This window comes from Klebsiella sp. CN_Kp106, from assembly GCF_040064575.1.
Taxonomy (GTDB): domain Bacteria; phylum Pseudomonadota; class Gammaproteobacteria; order Enterobacterales; family Enterobacteriaceae; genus Klebsiella; species Klebsiella michiganensis.
On record NZ_JBEAIG010000003.1, the window covers coordinates 43,606 to 57,977 of the forward strand.

12 protein-coding genes are annotated in these 14,372 nt (G+C 54.5%); 8 read left to right on the top strand and 4 right to left on the bottom strand.

All coding sequences use genetic code 11. The features are described 5' to 3' along the window. Positions 1-64: 64 nt before the first annotated feature. The gene (locus tag ABLU96_RS03090; protein ID WP_014229568.1) at positions 65-1,447 is read left to right on the top strand and encodes an amino acid permease; all 1,383 of its coding nucleotides are present in this window, start codon (positions 65-67) and stop codon (positions 1,445-1,447) included. A 36-nt stretch (positions 1,448-1,483) separates the two neighbouring features. Beyond that, positions 1,484-2,209 carry a dihydromonapterin reductase gene (gene folM, locus ABLU96_RS03095; RefSeq protein ID WP_014838648.1) on the top strand — a complete coding sequence of 242 codons (726 nt, stop codon included), beginning with the start codon at positions 1,484-1,486 and terminating at the stop codon, positions 2,207-2,209. On the opposite strand, the gene ABLU96_RS03100 is transcribed toward folM, so the two are convergent. Then, a complete protein-coding gene (locus ABLU96_RS03100; protein ID WP_014229570.1) occupies positions 2,206-2,541 on the bottom strand; it encodes a GlpM family protein in 336 nt (111 codons plus the stop codon). The two genes, folM and ABLU96_RS03100, sit on opposite strands and share 4 nt — an antisense overlap. Positions 2,542-3,570: 1,029 nt before the next feature. Here ABLU96_RS03100 and iraM point away from each other — a divergent pair. The 4 genes from iraM to ABLU96_RS03120 all read left to right on the top strand — a co-directional run bounded on the left by iraM (position 3,571) and on the right by ABLU96_RS03120 (position 7,636). After that, on the top strand, positions 3,571-3,918 hold the full coding sequence (gene iraM, locus ABLU96_RS03105; RefSeq protein WP_014229571.1) for an anti-adapter protein IraM: 348 nt from the start codon (positions 3,571-3,573) through the stop codon (positions 3,916-3,918). A 348-nt stretch (positions 3,919-4,266) separates the two neighbouring features. Continuing rightward, positions 4,267-4,983 (top strand): two-component system response regulator RstA, encoded by a 717-nt coding sequence (gene rstA / locus ABLU96_RS03110; RefSeq protein ID WP_004851385.1) that lies wholly within the window; start codon positions 4,267-4,269, stop codon positions 4,981-4,983. A gap of 309 nt (positions 4,984-5,292) precedes the next feature. Then, the gene (locus ABLU96_RS03115) at positions 5,293-7,065 is read left to right on the top strand and encodes an EAL domain-containing protein (protein ID WP_064405909.1); all 1,773 of its coding nucleotides are present in this window, start codon (positions 5,293-5,295) and stop codon (positions 7,063-7,065) included. 88 nt (positions 7,066-7,153) lie between these two features. Further along, positions 7,154-7,636: a glutathione peroxidase gene (locus ABLU96_RS03120; protein WP_049082113.1), complete on the top strand. Its 483-nt coding sequence runs from the start codon at positions 7,154-7,156 to the stop codon at positions 7,634-7,636. Positions 7,637-7,812: 176 nt separating this feature from the next. Here the strand turns inward: ABLU96_RS03120 and ABLU96_RS03125 are convergent, their stop codons facing one another. Further along, a complete protein-coding gene (locus tag ABLU96_RS03125) occupies positions 7,813-8,502 on the bottom strand; it encodes a VIT family protein (RefSeq protein ID WP_049082114.1) in 690 nt (229 codons plus the stop codon). Between the two features lie 318 nt (positions 8,503-8,820). Here ABLU96_RS03125 and rstB point away from each other — a divergent pair, with 318 nt between their 5' ends. Beyond that, on the top strand, positions 8,821-10,122 hold the full coding sequence (gene rstB, locus ABLU96_RS03130) for a two-component system sensor histidine kinase RstB (RefSeq protein WP_064405908.1): 1,302 nt from the start codon (positions 8,821-8,823) through the stop codon (positions 10,120-10,122). 74 nt (positions 10,123-10,196) lie between these two features. Next, entirely contained in the window at positions 10,197-11,129 is a 933-nt protein-coding gene (gene tus / locus ABLU96_RS03135) for a DNA replication terminus site-binding protein (RefSeq protein ID WP_014229577.1), read from the top strand. Here the strand turns inward: tus and fumC are convergent. Both fumC and fumA read right to left on the bottom strand, forming a co-directional pair. Next, on the bottom strand, positions 11,119-12,519 hold the full coding sequence (gene fumC, locus ABLU96_RS03140) for a class II fumarate hydratase (RefSeq protein WP_025105818.1): 1,401 nt from the start codon (positions 12,517-12,519) through the stop codon (positions 11,119-11,121). The genes tus and fumC overlap by 11 nt on opposite strands. Before the next feature lie 143 nt (positions 12,520-12,662). Continuing rightward, complete coding sequence (gene fumA / locus ABLU96_RS03145; RefSeq protein ID WP_014229578.1) at positions 12,663-14,309, bottom strand: class I fumarate hydratase FumA; 1,647 nt, start codon at positions 14,307-14,309, stop codon at positions 12,663-12,665. Positions 14,310-14,372 lie beyond the last annotated feature (63 nt).

Sequence of the window (14,372 nt, forward strand, 5' to 3'; positions counted from 1 at the left end):
CCATTTTTATGCGATTTCGCCAAATAAATATTCTTAGTTTGATGATTGTCACCTCGGGAATGCAATGGAAAAGAAACTGGGCCTTAGCGCCCTGACCGCGCTGGTTCTCAGCTCAATGCTGGGTGCAGGCGTATTCAGCCTGCCGCAAAATATGGCAGCCGTCGCCAGCCCTTCCGCACTGCTTATCGGCTGGGGTATCACCGGCGTGGGGATCCTGTTCCTCGCCTTTGCCATGCTGCTGCTCACCCGCATTCGCCCCGAACTCGACGGCGGTATTTTTACCTACGCCCGGGAAGGCTTTGGCGAGTTGATAGGCTTCTGCTCCGCCTGGGGCTACTGGCTGTGCGCGGTTGTTGCCAATGTCTCCTATCTGGTTATCGTCTTCTCTGCGCTAAGCTTCTTTACCGATACCCCCGAGCTGCGCCTGTTTGGCGACGGCAACACCTGGCAATCCATCGTCGGCGCCTCCGTCCTGCTGTGGATTGTCCATTTCCTCGTGCTGCGCGGTGTACAAACGGCCGCGGGTATCAACCTGGCCGCGACGCTGGCCAAACTGCTGCCCCTCGGCGCGTTTATCGCGCTGGCCGCCATCGCGTTTCGTATGGAGACATTCCGCCTGGATTTCAGCGGCCTGGCGCTGGGCGTACCGGTATGGGAGCAGGTCAAAAACACCATGCTGATCACCCTGTGGGTTTTTATCGGCGTCGAAGGCGCGGTGGTTGTTTCCGCACGCGCGCGTAATAAACAGGATGTTGGCCGCGCGACGCTGCTGGCAGTACTCTCCGCGCTGGCGGTCTATCTGCTGGTGACGCTTCTCTCGTTAGGCGTCGTGCCGCGTAGCGAGCTGGCGGAAATACGCAACCCCTCAATGGCCGGGCTGATGGTCAACATGATGGGCTCATGGGGGGAGATTGTTATTGCCGCCGGGCTGATTATTTCCGTCTGCGGCGCGTATCTGAGCTGGACCATTATGGCGGCGGAGGTGCCCTATCTGGCAGCAACGCATAAAGCCTTCCCGCGCCTGTTTGCCCGGACCAATAAAAACAATGCCCCGTCGGCTTCGCTGTGGCTCACCAACGTCAGCGTACAGGCTTCGCTGGTATTGATTTGGCTTACCGGCTCAGATTACAACACGCTGCTGACCATCGCCTCTGAGATGATCCTGGTGCCCTACTTTCTCGTCGGCGCATTTTTGCTGAAGATTGCTGAGCGCCCGCTGCACAAGGCCGTCGGTGTCGGTGCCTGTATTTATGGCTTATGGTTATTATATGCGTCCGGCCCTGTGCATTTATTGTTGTCAGTGATACTTTACGCTCCGGGTCTTCTGGTTTTCCTGTATGCCCGTCGTACACACCAGCACGATCGCCCGCTCAAACGCCGTGACCTGGCATTAATTGGTTTTTTGCTGGTTGCCGCCGTACCGGCAACGTGGATGTTGGTAGGGTAAGCGGTTACCCTGCCGCTGAACTCAAAGGAGATACCCATGGCTGACATCCAGCCTCGTCCAATCCTGATTACCGGCGGGGGCCGTCGTATCGGCCTCGCCCTGGCCCGCCATTTTCTGGCCCGGCAGCAGCCCGTTATTATCAGCTACCGCACCTGGTATCCCGCCATCGACGCGCTACGTGAAGCGGGCGCCGTTTGTCTGCACGCGGATTTCAGCACTGACGATAGCATTCTGGCGTTCGCCGAAGAGGTGAAGGCGCACGCCGGCAGCGGTCTGCGCGCCATCATCCATAACGCCAGCGGCTGGATGGCGGAAAAGCCCGGGGTGCCGTTAACCACGGTGCTCGCCAGCATGATGCAAATTCACGTCAACGCCCCCTACTTGCTCAACCATGCCCTGGAGAGCCTGCTGCGCGGCCACGGCCATGCGGCCAGCGACATTATCCATATCACCGACTACGTTGTGGAGCGCGGCAGCGACAAACACATTGCCTACGCCGCCAGCAAAGCGGCGCTGGATAATATGAGCCGCTCGTTCGCCCGCAAGCTGGCGCCGGAAATTAAGGTCAATGCTATCGCCCCTTCGCTGATTTTATTTAACGAAGGCGATGACGCGGAATACCGCAAGCAGGCGCTTGATAAATCGCTGATGAAAATCGCGCCAGGTGAAAAAGAGATTAGCGACCTGATCGAATACCTGTTCAGCAGCCGCTACGTGACCGGTCGCTCATTTGCCGTCGACGGCGGCCGCCATCTGCGCTAGTGGAAACGGCTCCAGCCGATAATTAACAGCCACGCGCAGAGGCTCCAGCACCCCACTGCGCCTGCCAGAGCGAACGGCAGGCGCATAACGCCGGTGAAATACCATAGCGAGAGCAAATAGATAAAGTATGGAATGATCGACCACATCCCGAATACGATGGTGGTTCGCAGCGCTTCGATCCCCCGCTCGCTGGCAACGATATAGTTCGCGATCAGGGCGAAAGTCGGAAAGAGCGGAATCAACCCGGCGATGTAGTAGTTCTTCGTTTTAGACAGCACGCCAATCAGGACAACGACCAGCGCGCCGAGCAGCGCTTTTATCAACAACCCCATTCCTTTTGCCTTAACATTTAAACAACAAGACCCCGCAGCATAACGGAAGCGCCGACAATTATAAACGCGCAAGAGCGGCCGATACCGTGTAGAAGCAAAAGACCTATTTTTTAGCGGTCTCATCACTGCCGCCCCCCCCTATGCCGAATATCCGCTCCTGGCGATAACCGTTCGCAAGGATGATATCCCTGGCAAGCGGAGCGCGTTATTAGATGGCCGTTTTTGCTGCCTTAAAAACTCTTCGGCTAAATACATTCATTAAATCGAAAAGAGAATGTTTTTTCTGATTGTTGAGTTATACGTATAACATATTATTTTTCGTATTTTTAGATATAAATCAAATTAGCCTATTTTCGGCGCATCTCTTCCTCACGTATTTACACAGATTTTAAGCATCGAGCGTTTGACTGACGGGCATTTACAAAATACCCAGCTCAATAACCGCACCGTTTCAGTGCAGCTATTGTTTTTCACTAAATGATTCAAATCAATACTGGCAAAATAGAGTAAAAGTGGTTAATTGATATGGTTGATTTTTATCATAAGAGGTTATTTTGAAATTATTCTTTTTGCGCAAATCCTGAATAAGCGCACATAGCCATTTTTTAACAAAATGGCTAAATAAAACCAATTATTTTGATTTACATCAATATAAAACCGATTTCATAAGGAAGCATACTTTGCCGTTAATAACAGGCGCGGTAGTAGATATGATCGTAATTATATGATTTCACAATCTTTCGATCTGTTCCTGATATCCAGAACAGAATTTTATTCTGTTCACAATCCTCAATGCAGCCATTTAGTTCAGCTCATGCCAGTTTTTCGAATCTTTTACTTGTTGCTATTATCATTACTAGTATTAGACACTCATCTAATTGTTATTATTTTATATTAATCAGCATAAGAACCAGTTAAAGGAATCTCCATGTTCGGACCTGCTTCACGCAAAGTAAAAATGGCCATGAACTTAATCAAAATATATTCATCAACGCGAAAATGCTCGTAAATTACCGGAGAGCGTCAAGCATGCAGTGGAATATTGAAAATAGCCTTGTATGTCCTGTAACAGGAACAGGTTTTTCAGTTGCGGCAAGTGCCAAAAATCTGAAATTAATTATTTGGTATAGTGGGGATTATTTTTTGAGCATTGGTTCGGTTATTAACATCACACAAAATGAAGTTTTCATTAATGGTGTGCCCGGCGATTTACAGGTTATTCATGCATTCCCCTATACGGAAAATTTATGGTCAACATTTTCAAAGAATATTGAATGCCCCGGTAATCAGAACCCTATGCTGCTCATCTGCAATCGAAGAAGCCTCTGCAAGTTCGCCTTGTGCCCCTACGGCGCCAGGCAAAAGAGGCCGCAATAAGGCTTCCCCATCATTCGCGCTAGCGTACCGGTACTTATTTTCTATGTGGGCACGCGCTGTCCTGACAGCCCGTGCCCACATTGTGCCGCACCCTGTTCCCTTAATGCGCAATGCTTCTGCTCGTATCTGAATCATTGTCTGGCTCCGCAAAAAATAGTCCTGAACCGCAGCTCCGGGAATCATAGCGAATTTCATGGCTAATATATAGCTCATATTAATGTCCGGATGGTTTACAATGGCGGTAGCGAATGAATAGGCACCTGACTTCAGATACTGAATGCGCCACCTCAGCCGCGATGCAGGTAAAGAGATTCAAGCGATTAAAAGATGAGTGCAAGCATACACAATATGAATAAAATTGTTTTCGTTGAGGATGATGCTGAGGTCGGCGCACTGATTGCGGCCTACCTTGGCAAACACGATATGGACGTGGTGGTAGAACCGCGCGGCGATCGGGCGGAAGAGGTTATCGCGCGCGAAAAGCCGGACCTGGTGCTGCTGGATATCATGCTGCCGGGTAAAGACGGTATGACGCTGTGCCGCGATTTACGCGGCCAGTGGCAGGGGCCAATCGTATTGCTCACTTCACTGGACAGCGATATGAACCATATTCTCTCACTCGAAATGGGCGCCAGCGATTATATCCTGAAAACCACGCCGCCCGCGGTGCTGTTAGCTCGCCTGCGCCTGCATTTGCGCCAGCATATCGCCGTGCCGGACGGCAGCGTCCCCTCCTCGCTCACCCCGCATAAAGCGATCGCTTTTGGCTCCCTGAGTATCGACCCGGTGAATAGACAGGTGATGCTCGGCGGCGAAAGCGTCGCCTTATCCACTGCGGATTTCGATCTCCTGTGGGAGTTAGCGACCCATGCTGGACAAATTATGGATCGGGACGCGTTATTAAAAAATCTGCGCGGCGTCAGCTACGATGGTATGGACCGCAGCGTCGATGTCGCCATCTCGCGGCTGCGTAAAAAGCTTCTCGATAATGCGACTGAGCCATATCGTATCAAAACGGTACGCAATAAAGGTTACCTGTTCGCCCCGCACGCCTGGGACAACTAATTCAGGCATGTGGCGATGGAATAGCTGTTTGTGCGGAGTTAGCCGTCAGAGCCAATTCAACCTCCTGTTAATTATTTTTAAAACAGGGGGTGAAATTGCTTTTCCCACGCAAAACCCGCGCTTCACCGCGCGGCGCGCCTCACGACTTGCCGGGCGGGTGATACTCTTTGCAGACAATCAACGGAAAACATTCTACTGTGGAGTGATAGCGCTGGCGCCTGGCCAGTATCGACACCCGTCGTGAGTATAGAGATTCACACCTTCAGTGGGTTGGGATGACCGGAATATCTACTGCACGGGAGCATCTATATGTTGAACGATCTCAGCAGCGATGAAAGCAAAAGACGCGCGGCGATTGACCTGTTAAAAAACGCGGACGAAGGGCGAGACGAAGCGTTAAAAAAATACACTCATCTGGTCTGCCAGTTGCTAAAAATGCCAATGAGTTTTGTGTCAATCCTTGACGATGAAAAGCAGTACATCAAATCCGCTCAGAATATCGCCCCCACGGACACCAGCCTGGGCGGAGCATTTTGCGAACAGACCCTGAAACAGGGTGAGACTTTCCTTTGTCCTGATACGCATCAGCACCCGATCTTTCATCGCGATCGGGCGGTCAGAGAAGCGCCATTCATTCGCTTTTATGCAGGATGCCCGCTGAAAACCCGCGACGGAGTGACCGTGGGTACCTTGAGTATCTTAGATACGCAACCCAGGACACTTTCAGATGAGCAGATCGCTATTTTTAAGACTCTGGCCGAGCTGATATCGGATTTCTTAGCCTCCTGGCACTCAGTGGGGTATATCGACGTCGTCACGCTTTTACCCAATCGGCAGCGCCTGCTCAAGGACATTGAGGTGTCGGCGGAGGGTACTTTCAGGCTGGTCATTATTGACTGCATTGATATGCCATTTGCCTACGAGATGGCCCGCTCATTGGGGATGCTGGCGGTAGAGAATTTGCTTCGTGACATGACCGTCGCGCTGCAGGCGCGCCTGCCCATGGCGAGCAAACTTTACGCCGTGGCGGTGGGACGCTTTGCCTTTTTCACCCCGGAACCCATGGCGCTGTCATTGGAGGGTATAGCACTACGGCTTCAGGGAACCCAGGCCAGGATCGGCCCGGACGTTCCCCTGGATTTGAATATTCACATGGGTGACTCCGGTATTTGCGATAGCGACATGACGCCAAATGAAATTCTGCGGCGCGCGGTGAGCGCACTGCATGAAGCGATAAGCCAGGGGCACCGTTTTACGACCTATAATGACGCACTGGACATCCGCAAGAAGCGAGATTTCAGCCTGCTCACCGAACTCAGGCAAACGCTGCAGGGAAACCAGGGGTTATATCTGGTCTTTCAGCCAAAAATTTCGCTGACGACGGGAGACGTGACGGGCGCTGAAGCCTTGATAAGATGGAAGCATCCTATCAATGGCGAAGTGCTGCCGGGTGAATTTATTCCGCTGGTCGAAAAGACTAGCCTGATGCGCGAACTCTCGGCCTGGGTTATCGATCATACTATCGCGCAACTGAGTGACTGGCGGGATCGGGGGCTTTCTCTTCCCGTCTCAATTAATCTCGCCGCCAGCGATTTTTCTCGACCCGATTTCGCTGAGGAGCTTGAGCAGAAACTGCGAGAGGCGTGTCTTGACCCAGCCCTGCTGGGGGTGGAGTGTCTGGAGACTGAGAAGATGCTTGAAAGTCCGGCCGCGCTGAACGGACTAGACATGCTCAAAAAACGCGGGTTTAAAATTTCTCTGGATGACTTTGGATCGGGATACAGCAACATTAATTACCTGCGGCAAATCCCGCTGGACATCATCAAACTCGACCGGTCTATTGTGAGGCATATAGTCCATGAGAAAGCCAGCCGCATTATTGTGCACAACGTTATCAGGCTCCTCAAGCAGCTCGATTACGTCGTCCTTGCCGAAGGCGTCGAGGATCTCGAAACGGTTGAGATTTTACGCAGCCTGGGCTGCGATGAGGTTCAGGGATATTTTTATGCCCGGCCGATGGTCTCCGTTGATTTTGCCGCATGGTATCGCGCCAGAAAGGCAGACCTGGGAAAGCAATCCTGAGATGAACGACTCTTTTCAATGTTCTTTCAGTCTATGAACCAATCCAGCGATAAAGACGCGCAACGGGCGCTGCACTGAGGAACACGATATGACTACCTTTTACCAATTGACTGCCACCAGCCTGCACGGCCAGCCCATCTCAATGGCTGACTATGCTGGCAAGCTCGTTCTGGTAGTCAATACCGCCAGCCACTGTGGCTTCACGCCACAATATGCAGGGCTGGAAGCGCTCTACGCGAAATACGCTGCCCAGGGGCTGATAGTGCTTGGTTTCCCCTGCAACCAGTTTGGTAAGCAGGAGCCCGGCGGCGTCGATGACATCGAGCAGACCTGTCGGATCAATTACGGTGTAAGCTTCCCGATGTTCGAGAAAGTGGAGGTCAACGGCGCCAGCGCGCACCCGCTGTTTCGTTACCTGAAAGATGAGTTACCCGGCGTGCTGGGCGGGCGGATCAAATGGAACTTCACGAAGTTCTTGATCGGTCGCGACGGCACCCCTCTCACGCGTTTCGCGCCGTTCACCACCCCGGAGAAAATGGAGACCGCCATCCTTGCCGCACTAAAGATTTAAATCTTTTGCCTCCCTGACCACTGCCTGTGCGCGAGTGAATGTTCGCTCCGCGCCGGAAGTGCGCCTGAAAAAATGACAATGGGTTATGAATAAGTCCCGCGCACGCGATACAAATCACTCATTTTTCAGCCCACCACACGCCAGATATTTCTCTTTTCTGCGAGTTAAGCAATCTATTAAAACAATACCTGCCCAGCAAGATGACCTATTCCCATCGACGAAAACATCGCCAGGGTGCTCCAGAAAGTAATTCTGCCGATCGCCCTGACAGGAGAGGCTCTGCTGACAACTGAAGATATATAGCCAAGAGCGGCCAGTGAAAAAAGGGAGGAGAGAATAACAAAGAGAAAAACCAGCGTTGCTGGAGAAAGCCATGCAACGACTAAAGGCAACGTTGCGCCAGCGGAAAAACTCAGCGCCGAGAAAACGGCAGCCTGCAGGGGGCGCGCAGAATTGGTATCCGTCAGTCCCAGCTCCTCGCGGGCATGCGTGTCCAGAGCATCTTTCACCATGAGTTGTTCGGCAACCTTTTGGGCAAGCTCTGGCTCGAGTCCGCGTTGCACATAAAGTAAAGTCAGCTCGCGTACTTCTCCCTGATAATCTGTTTCCAGTTCCCTCTTTTCCTGAGCGAGAGCCGCGTTTTCCGTGTCGGCCTGAGATGAGACGGAAACATATTCCCCCGCTGCCATCGACATCGCCCCCGCGACCAACCCGGCAATGCCCGCAAGTAAAACCCCGGAAGAGCCCGTATTAGCAGAAGCAACGCCAAGAACAAGGCTCGCTGTCGAAACAATACCATCGTTAGCCCCGAGTACAGCAGCCCTCAACCATCCGACGCGTTCAATGCTGTGTCGTTCAAGATGCATGCTTTTATTCTCCTTTAAGTACACCTGTTCAGCCTGGCGGAATGAGGGTGGAATAAAACGGATTAAAACAGAGAACGCTTCGCACATCGGCGCCGACCGAGGTACATTACATTCTTCTCTGATTTGGCTTCAACCCACACCATCATACTTATGCGTGCCGGATGTTGTCAGCCGCAGCGAACCCTGCTTTCATAGCAAATCAAATGGGCATAAAACGCAACAAGGGTTTTTCACGTAGATTGCGCCTGGATAAATGCCCCCGCAGTGCCCCTGCAGGTAAAAGCAGGAATTTAACCTTTTGATTTTGAGTGAGATTTAATGAAAAAGCTGTTTGTGCAGTTTTACCTCCTGCTGTTCGTCTGCTTCCTGGTCATGACCATGATGGTGGGCCTGGTGTACAAATTCACCGCCGAACGCGCAGGGCGTCAGTCGCTGGACGATCTGATGAAAAGTTCGCTGTATCTGATGCGCAGCGAGCTGCGGGAGATCCCGCCGCGCGACTGGAGCAAAACGCTCAAAGAGCTGGACCTCAATCTCTCTTTCGATCTGCATATCGAGCCCATCAGCAAATTCAAGCTCTCGGAAAACTCGATGCAGCATCTGCGCGCCGGGGATATCGTCGCCCTCGACGATCAGTACACCTTTATCCAGCGGATCCCGCGCAGCCACTACGTGCTCTCCGTCGGTCCGGTGCCGTATCTCTATTTTTTGCATGAGATGCGCCTGCTCGATCTGGCCCTGATGGCTTTTATCGCCATCTCGTTGGCCTTTCCGGTCTTTATCTGGATGCGTCCTCACTGGCAGGATATGCTGCGTATTGAGACCGCCGCCCAGCGCTTCGGCGACGGACATCTTACTGAACGCATTCATTTCGACAGCATGTCCAGCTTCGCGCGGCTGGGGGTGGCGTTTAATCAGATGGCCGATAACATCAACGCGCTTATCGCCAGCAAAAAACAGCTGATCGATGGCATCGCCCATGAGCTGCGGACCCCGCTGGTGCGCCTGCGCTATCGCCTGGAAATGAGTGAGAACCTCACCGAAGCCGAATCGCAGGCGTTGAACCGCGATATCGGGCAGTTGGAGGCGCTGATTGAAGAACTTCTGACCTACGCGCGGCTTGACCGCCCGCAGAACGAACTGAAGCTGACGACCCCCAATTTCCCGGCGTGGATCCGCGATCACGTGGAAGATATTCAGACGGTTAATCCCCAGCGCGAGATTGCGCTAACCGACGTCGTGGCCGGGAGTTACGGCGCGCTGGATATGCGCTTAATGGAACGGGTGCTGGATAATCTGGTGAATAATGCCCTGCGCTACAGTAACCAGCGTATTCAGATCAGCCTGACGCTGCAGGCTTCGCGCGCGACGCTGCGGGTCGAAGATGATGGCCCCGGAATTGCGCCTGATGAACGTGAGCGAGTGTTCGAGCCTTTCGTACGCCTCGACCCGAGCCGCGATCGCGCGACCGGCGGCTGTGGCCTCGGTTTAGCTATCGTCCACAGCATCGCCCAGGCAATGGCCGGGGAAGTGCATTGCGAAGCGAGTTCGCTGGGCGGGGCCTGTTTTTGCTTTAGCTGGCCGGTCTATCATCAGTTGCCGGATTTTACCTCCGCCTGATACGCCTTTGCGCAAAAGCTGAGGCCTGCTATAGTTAAAAAATCGCTAAGTATGTTGTAACTAAGGTGGGGAATATGGCCAGCTATGACCTTGTTGAACGTCTGAACGACACCTTTCGCCAGCTCGAGCATGAACTACAGGCGTTAAAACACGCCCTGAGCCAGTGCCGCCTGCTGGCCGCCCGCGTCTTTGAGCTGCCGCCGGTGAGTAAAGACGCAGAACACCAGCCGCTGGAGAGCATCAACGTGGTTCAGCACACCGGCAAAACCGCGCTGGAGATGGCGCTCAGGCACTATAGTCATCTGTTTATCCAGCAGCAGTCGGAAACCCGCAGCAGCAAAGCCGCCGTGCGTTTACCCGGCGCGATTTGTCTGCAAACTGACGCCCGCGAACAGGCTGAACTCTTAGACAAAATCACCCATATCAACGCCCTCAAAGCGCGCTTCGAGAAGATTATCACCGTGGATTCCGGCCTGCCTGCCGCCGCGCGGTTTGAGTGGGTCCATCGCCACCTGCCGGGGCTGATTACGCTGAGCGCCTATCGCACGCTAACTCCCCTCCTCGATCCGAGCACCATCCGCTTCGGCTGGGCCAATAAGCACGTGATTAAAAATCTCACCCGCGATCGGGTACTCATGCAGCTGGAAAAAAGCCTTCAGTCGCCCCGGGCGGTTCCGCCGTGGACCCGCGAGCAGTGGCAAAGCAAGCTGGAGCGAGAGTATCAGGATATTGCCGCCCTGCCGCAGCGGGCAAAGCTGAAAATAAAGCGGCCGGTGAAGGTGCAGCCCATCGCCAGGGTCTGGTACAGCGGGGAACAAAAACAGGTGCAATACGCCTGTCCGGGACCGATGATTGCGCTGATATCCGGCACCAAGGGCGTCAGCGTGCCGGACCTCGGTGAACTCCTGAACTATGACGCCGATAACGTGCAGTATCGCTACAAACCGCAGGCGCAGTCGCTCAGGCTACTGATTCCGCGGCTGCACCTGTGGCTGGCTAGCGAGTAGACATACTGCCCACCATCTCTTCCGGGCGCACCCAGCGGTCAAACTCGGCTTCCGTAAGGTAGCCGAGCGCCAGCGCCGACGCTTTCAGGGTTAACCCCTCTTTATGGGCCTTTTTGGCAATTTCCGCCGCTTTGTCATAGCCGATATGGGTATTCAGCGCGGTTACCAGCATCAGCGACTCATTCAGCAACTGGCTGATGCGTTCACGGTTCGGCTCAATGCCTTCCGCGCAGTGCTCGTTAAAGCTCGCCATCCCGTCAGCCAGCAGCCGCACCGATTGCAGGAAGTTGTGGATCACCATCGGGCGATAGACGTTGAGCTCAAAGTTGCCCGATGCGCCGCCGATATTCACCGCGACATCGTTGCCCATCACCTGACAGCACAGCATGGTCAGGGCTTCGCACTGGGTCGGGTTCACCTTGCCAGGCATAATCGACGAACCCGGTTCATTTTCCGGGATCGCAATTTCGCCAATCCCACAGCGCGGGCCGGAGGCCAGCCAGCGCACATCGTTGGCAATTTTCATCAGCGAAGCGGCCAGCCCTTTCAGCGCCCCGTGCGCGTGCACCAGCGCATCAACGGTCGCCAGCGCTTCAAACTTGTTCGGCGCGGTGACAAACGGCTGGCCGCTTAAGGCCGCCAGCTCGGCGGCGACGCGTACCGCATATTCCGGATGGGTATTGAGCCCGGTTCCCACCGCCGTCCCGCCCAGCGCCAGCTCGGCCAGATGCGGCAGGCTATGGTCGAGATGTTTTAAATTGTGCTCCAGCATGGCTACCCAGCCGGAGATCTCCTGACCGAGGGTCAGCGGCGTCGCATCCTGCAGATGGGTGCGGCCGATTTTGACAATATCGCTGAAGGCAACGGCTTTATTGTTCAGGGTCTGCTTCAGCACGTTGAGCTGCGGGATCAGCTTCTCCCGCAGGGCAATCATCGCCGCCACGTGCATCGCCGTCGGGAACACGTCGTTAGAGCTCTGGCTCTTGTTGACATCATCGTTGGGGTGAATCTTACGCTCCATCCCGCGCGCCCCGCCCAGCAGTTCACTCGCGCGATTGGCCAGTACCTCATTCATATTCATGTTGCTTTGCGTGCCGGAGCCGGTTTGCCAGATAGCCAGCGGAAACTCGTCCGGATGTTTGCCTGCCAGCACTTCGTCCGCGGCCTGAATAATCGCTTGCGCTTTCTCCGCGGCCAGAAGGCCGAGATCGTTATTCACCTTCGCCGCTGCGCGCTTGGTCAGCGCCAGCGCATAAATAAGCTCGGCCGGCATTTTTTCCGTCGAAATACGAAAATGCTCCAGCGAGCGCTGGGTTTGCGCGCCCCATAGCTTGTCGGCAGGCACATCGATGGCGCCCATTGAGTCTTTTTCACTGCGATGCGTTGTCATGACTTTCTCCTTGGATTCAACGTGCGTAATAGCGACAAAGCTCACCTGCTCAAAGGGTAAAGTATGGGTCAGATTTATAAGTTGTTTTGGTGGTTCGTACCGCTAAGCGGCATAAAAAAAACCGCCCCGAAGGGCGGCTGAAATCATTTCACGCAGCGGGCGCACTGCGAGCTCTGGATTTGCTGGAAGAAGTCGTTGCCTTTGTCATCCACGAGGATAAACGCCGGGAAGTCTTCGACTTCAATTTTCCAGATGGCTTCCATACCCAGCTCCGGGTACGCCACGCACTCGAGGCTGCGGATACTCTGCTGCGCCAGTACCGCCGCCGGGCCGCCGATGCTGCCGAGGTAGAAACCGCCGTGTTTATGACAGGCGTCGGTCACCTGCTGGCTGCGGTTGCCTTTGGCTAACATGATTTTACTCGCCCCGTGCGCCTGCAGCAGGTCGACGTAGGAGTCCATGCGGCCAGCGGTAGTCGGGCCAAGGGAGCCGGACGCGTAGCCGTCCGGCGTTTTCGCCGGGCCCGCGTAGTAGATCGGGTGGTCTTTGACGTACTGCGGCAACGCCTCACCGCTGTCGATGAGCTCTTTCAGCTTTGCGTGGGCGATATCGCGGGCCACGATAATCGTCCCGCTCAGCGACAGGCGGGTCGACACCGGGTACTGCGACAGCAGCGCCAGAATATCGCTCATCGGCTGGTTGAGGTTGACCTTGACCGCCTCGCCCTCGCCGGCCTGACGAAGATGCTCGGGAATATATTTGCCCGGATTGCTCTCCAGTTTCTCAATCCAGATCCCCTGGCGATTGATCTTGGCTTTGATATTGCGATCCGCCGAGCAGGAGACGCCCATACCCACGGGGCAGGAGGCGCCGTGGCGCGGCAGGCGCACGACGCGGATATCGTGGGCGAAGTATTTGCCGCCGAACTGCGCGCCGAGACCGAGGTTTTGCGCCTCCACCAGCAGTTCCTGTTCCAGCTGAATATCGCGGAAGGCCTGACCGTGTTCGTTGCCTTCGGTCGGCAGGCCGTCGTAGTACTTGGTTGAGGCCAGCTTAACGGTTTTCAGGGTGGACTCCGCCGAGGTGCCGCCAATGACGAAAGCAATATGGTACGGCGGGCAGGCGGCGGTTCCCAGAGTGCGCATCTTTTCGACGAGATAGTTTTTCAGCTTCGCCGGGGTAATTAACGCTTTGGTTTCCTGGTACAGGTAGGTTTTATTCGCCGAGCCGCCGCCTTTGGCGATGCAGAGGAATTTGTACTCCTCGCCGTCGGTGGCGTAAAGATCGATCTGCGCAGGCAGGTTAGTGCCGGTGTTGACCTCTTTATACATATCCAGCGGCGCGTTCTGCGAATAGCGCAGGTTATCCTGGATATAGGTGTTATAAACGCCCTGCGCCAGCGCGGCTTCATCGCCGCCGCCGGTCCACACGCGCTGGCCTTTTTTGCCGGTAATAATCGCGGTACCGGTATCCTGGCAGGTCGGCAGCACGCCTTTGGCGGCGATATCCGAGTTGCGCAGAAACTGCAGCGCCACGTACTTATCGTTTTCGCTGGCTTCCGGGTCGTTGAGAATATCGGCCACCTGCTGCTGGTGCGCCGGGCGAAGCATAAAGGAGGCGTCGTGGAAAGCGTGTTGTGCCAGTAAAGTTAGCGCCTGAGGTTCAACTTTCAGAACTTCCTGGCCGGCGAATTCGGCGACGGAGACGTAATCACTGCTGAGGAGGTAGTACTCGGTATCGTCCTTTTTCAGTGGAAAAGGATCCTGATATACAAACGGTTTATTCGACATTGTGCTCTCACTTACTGCTTAGCTGATTATATTTCAGGCAGACACTCCATTTGCCCGTGGAAA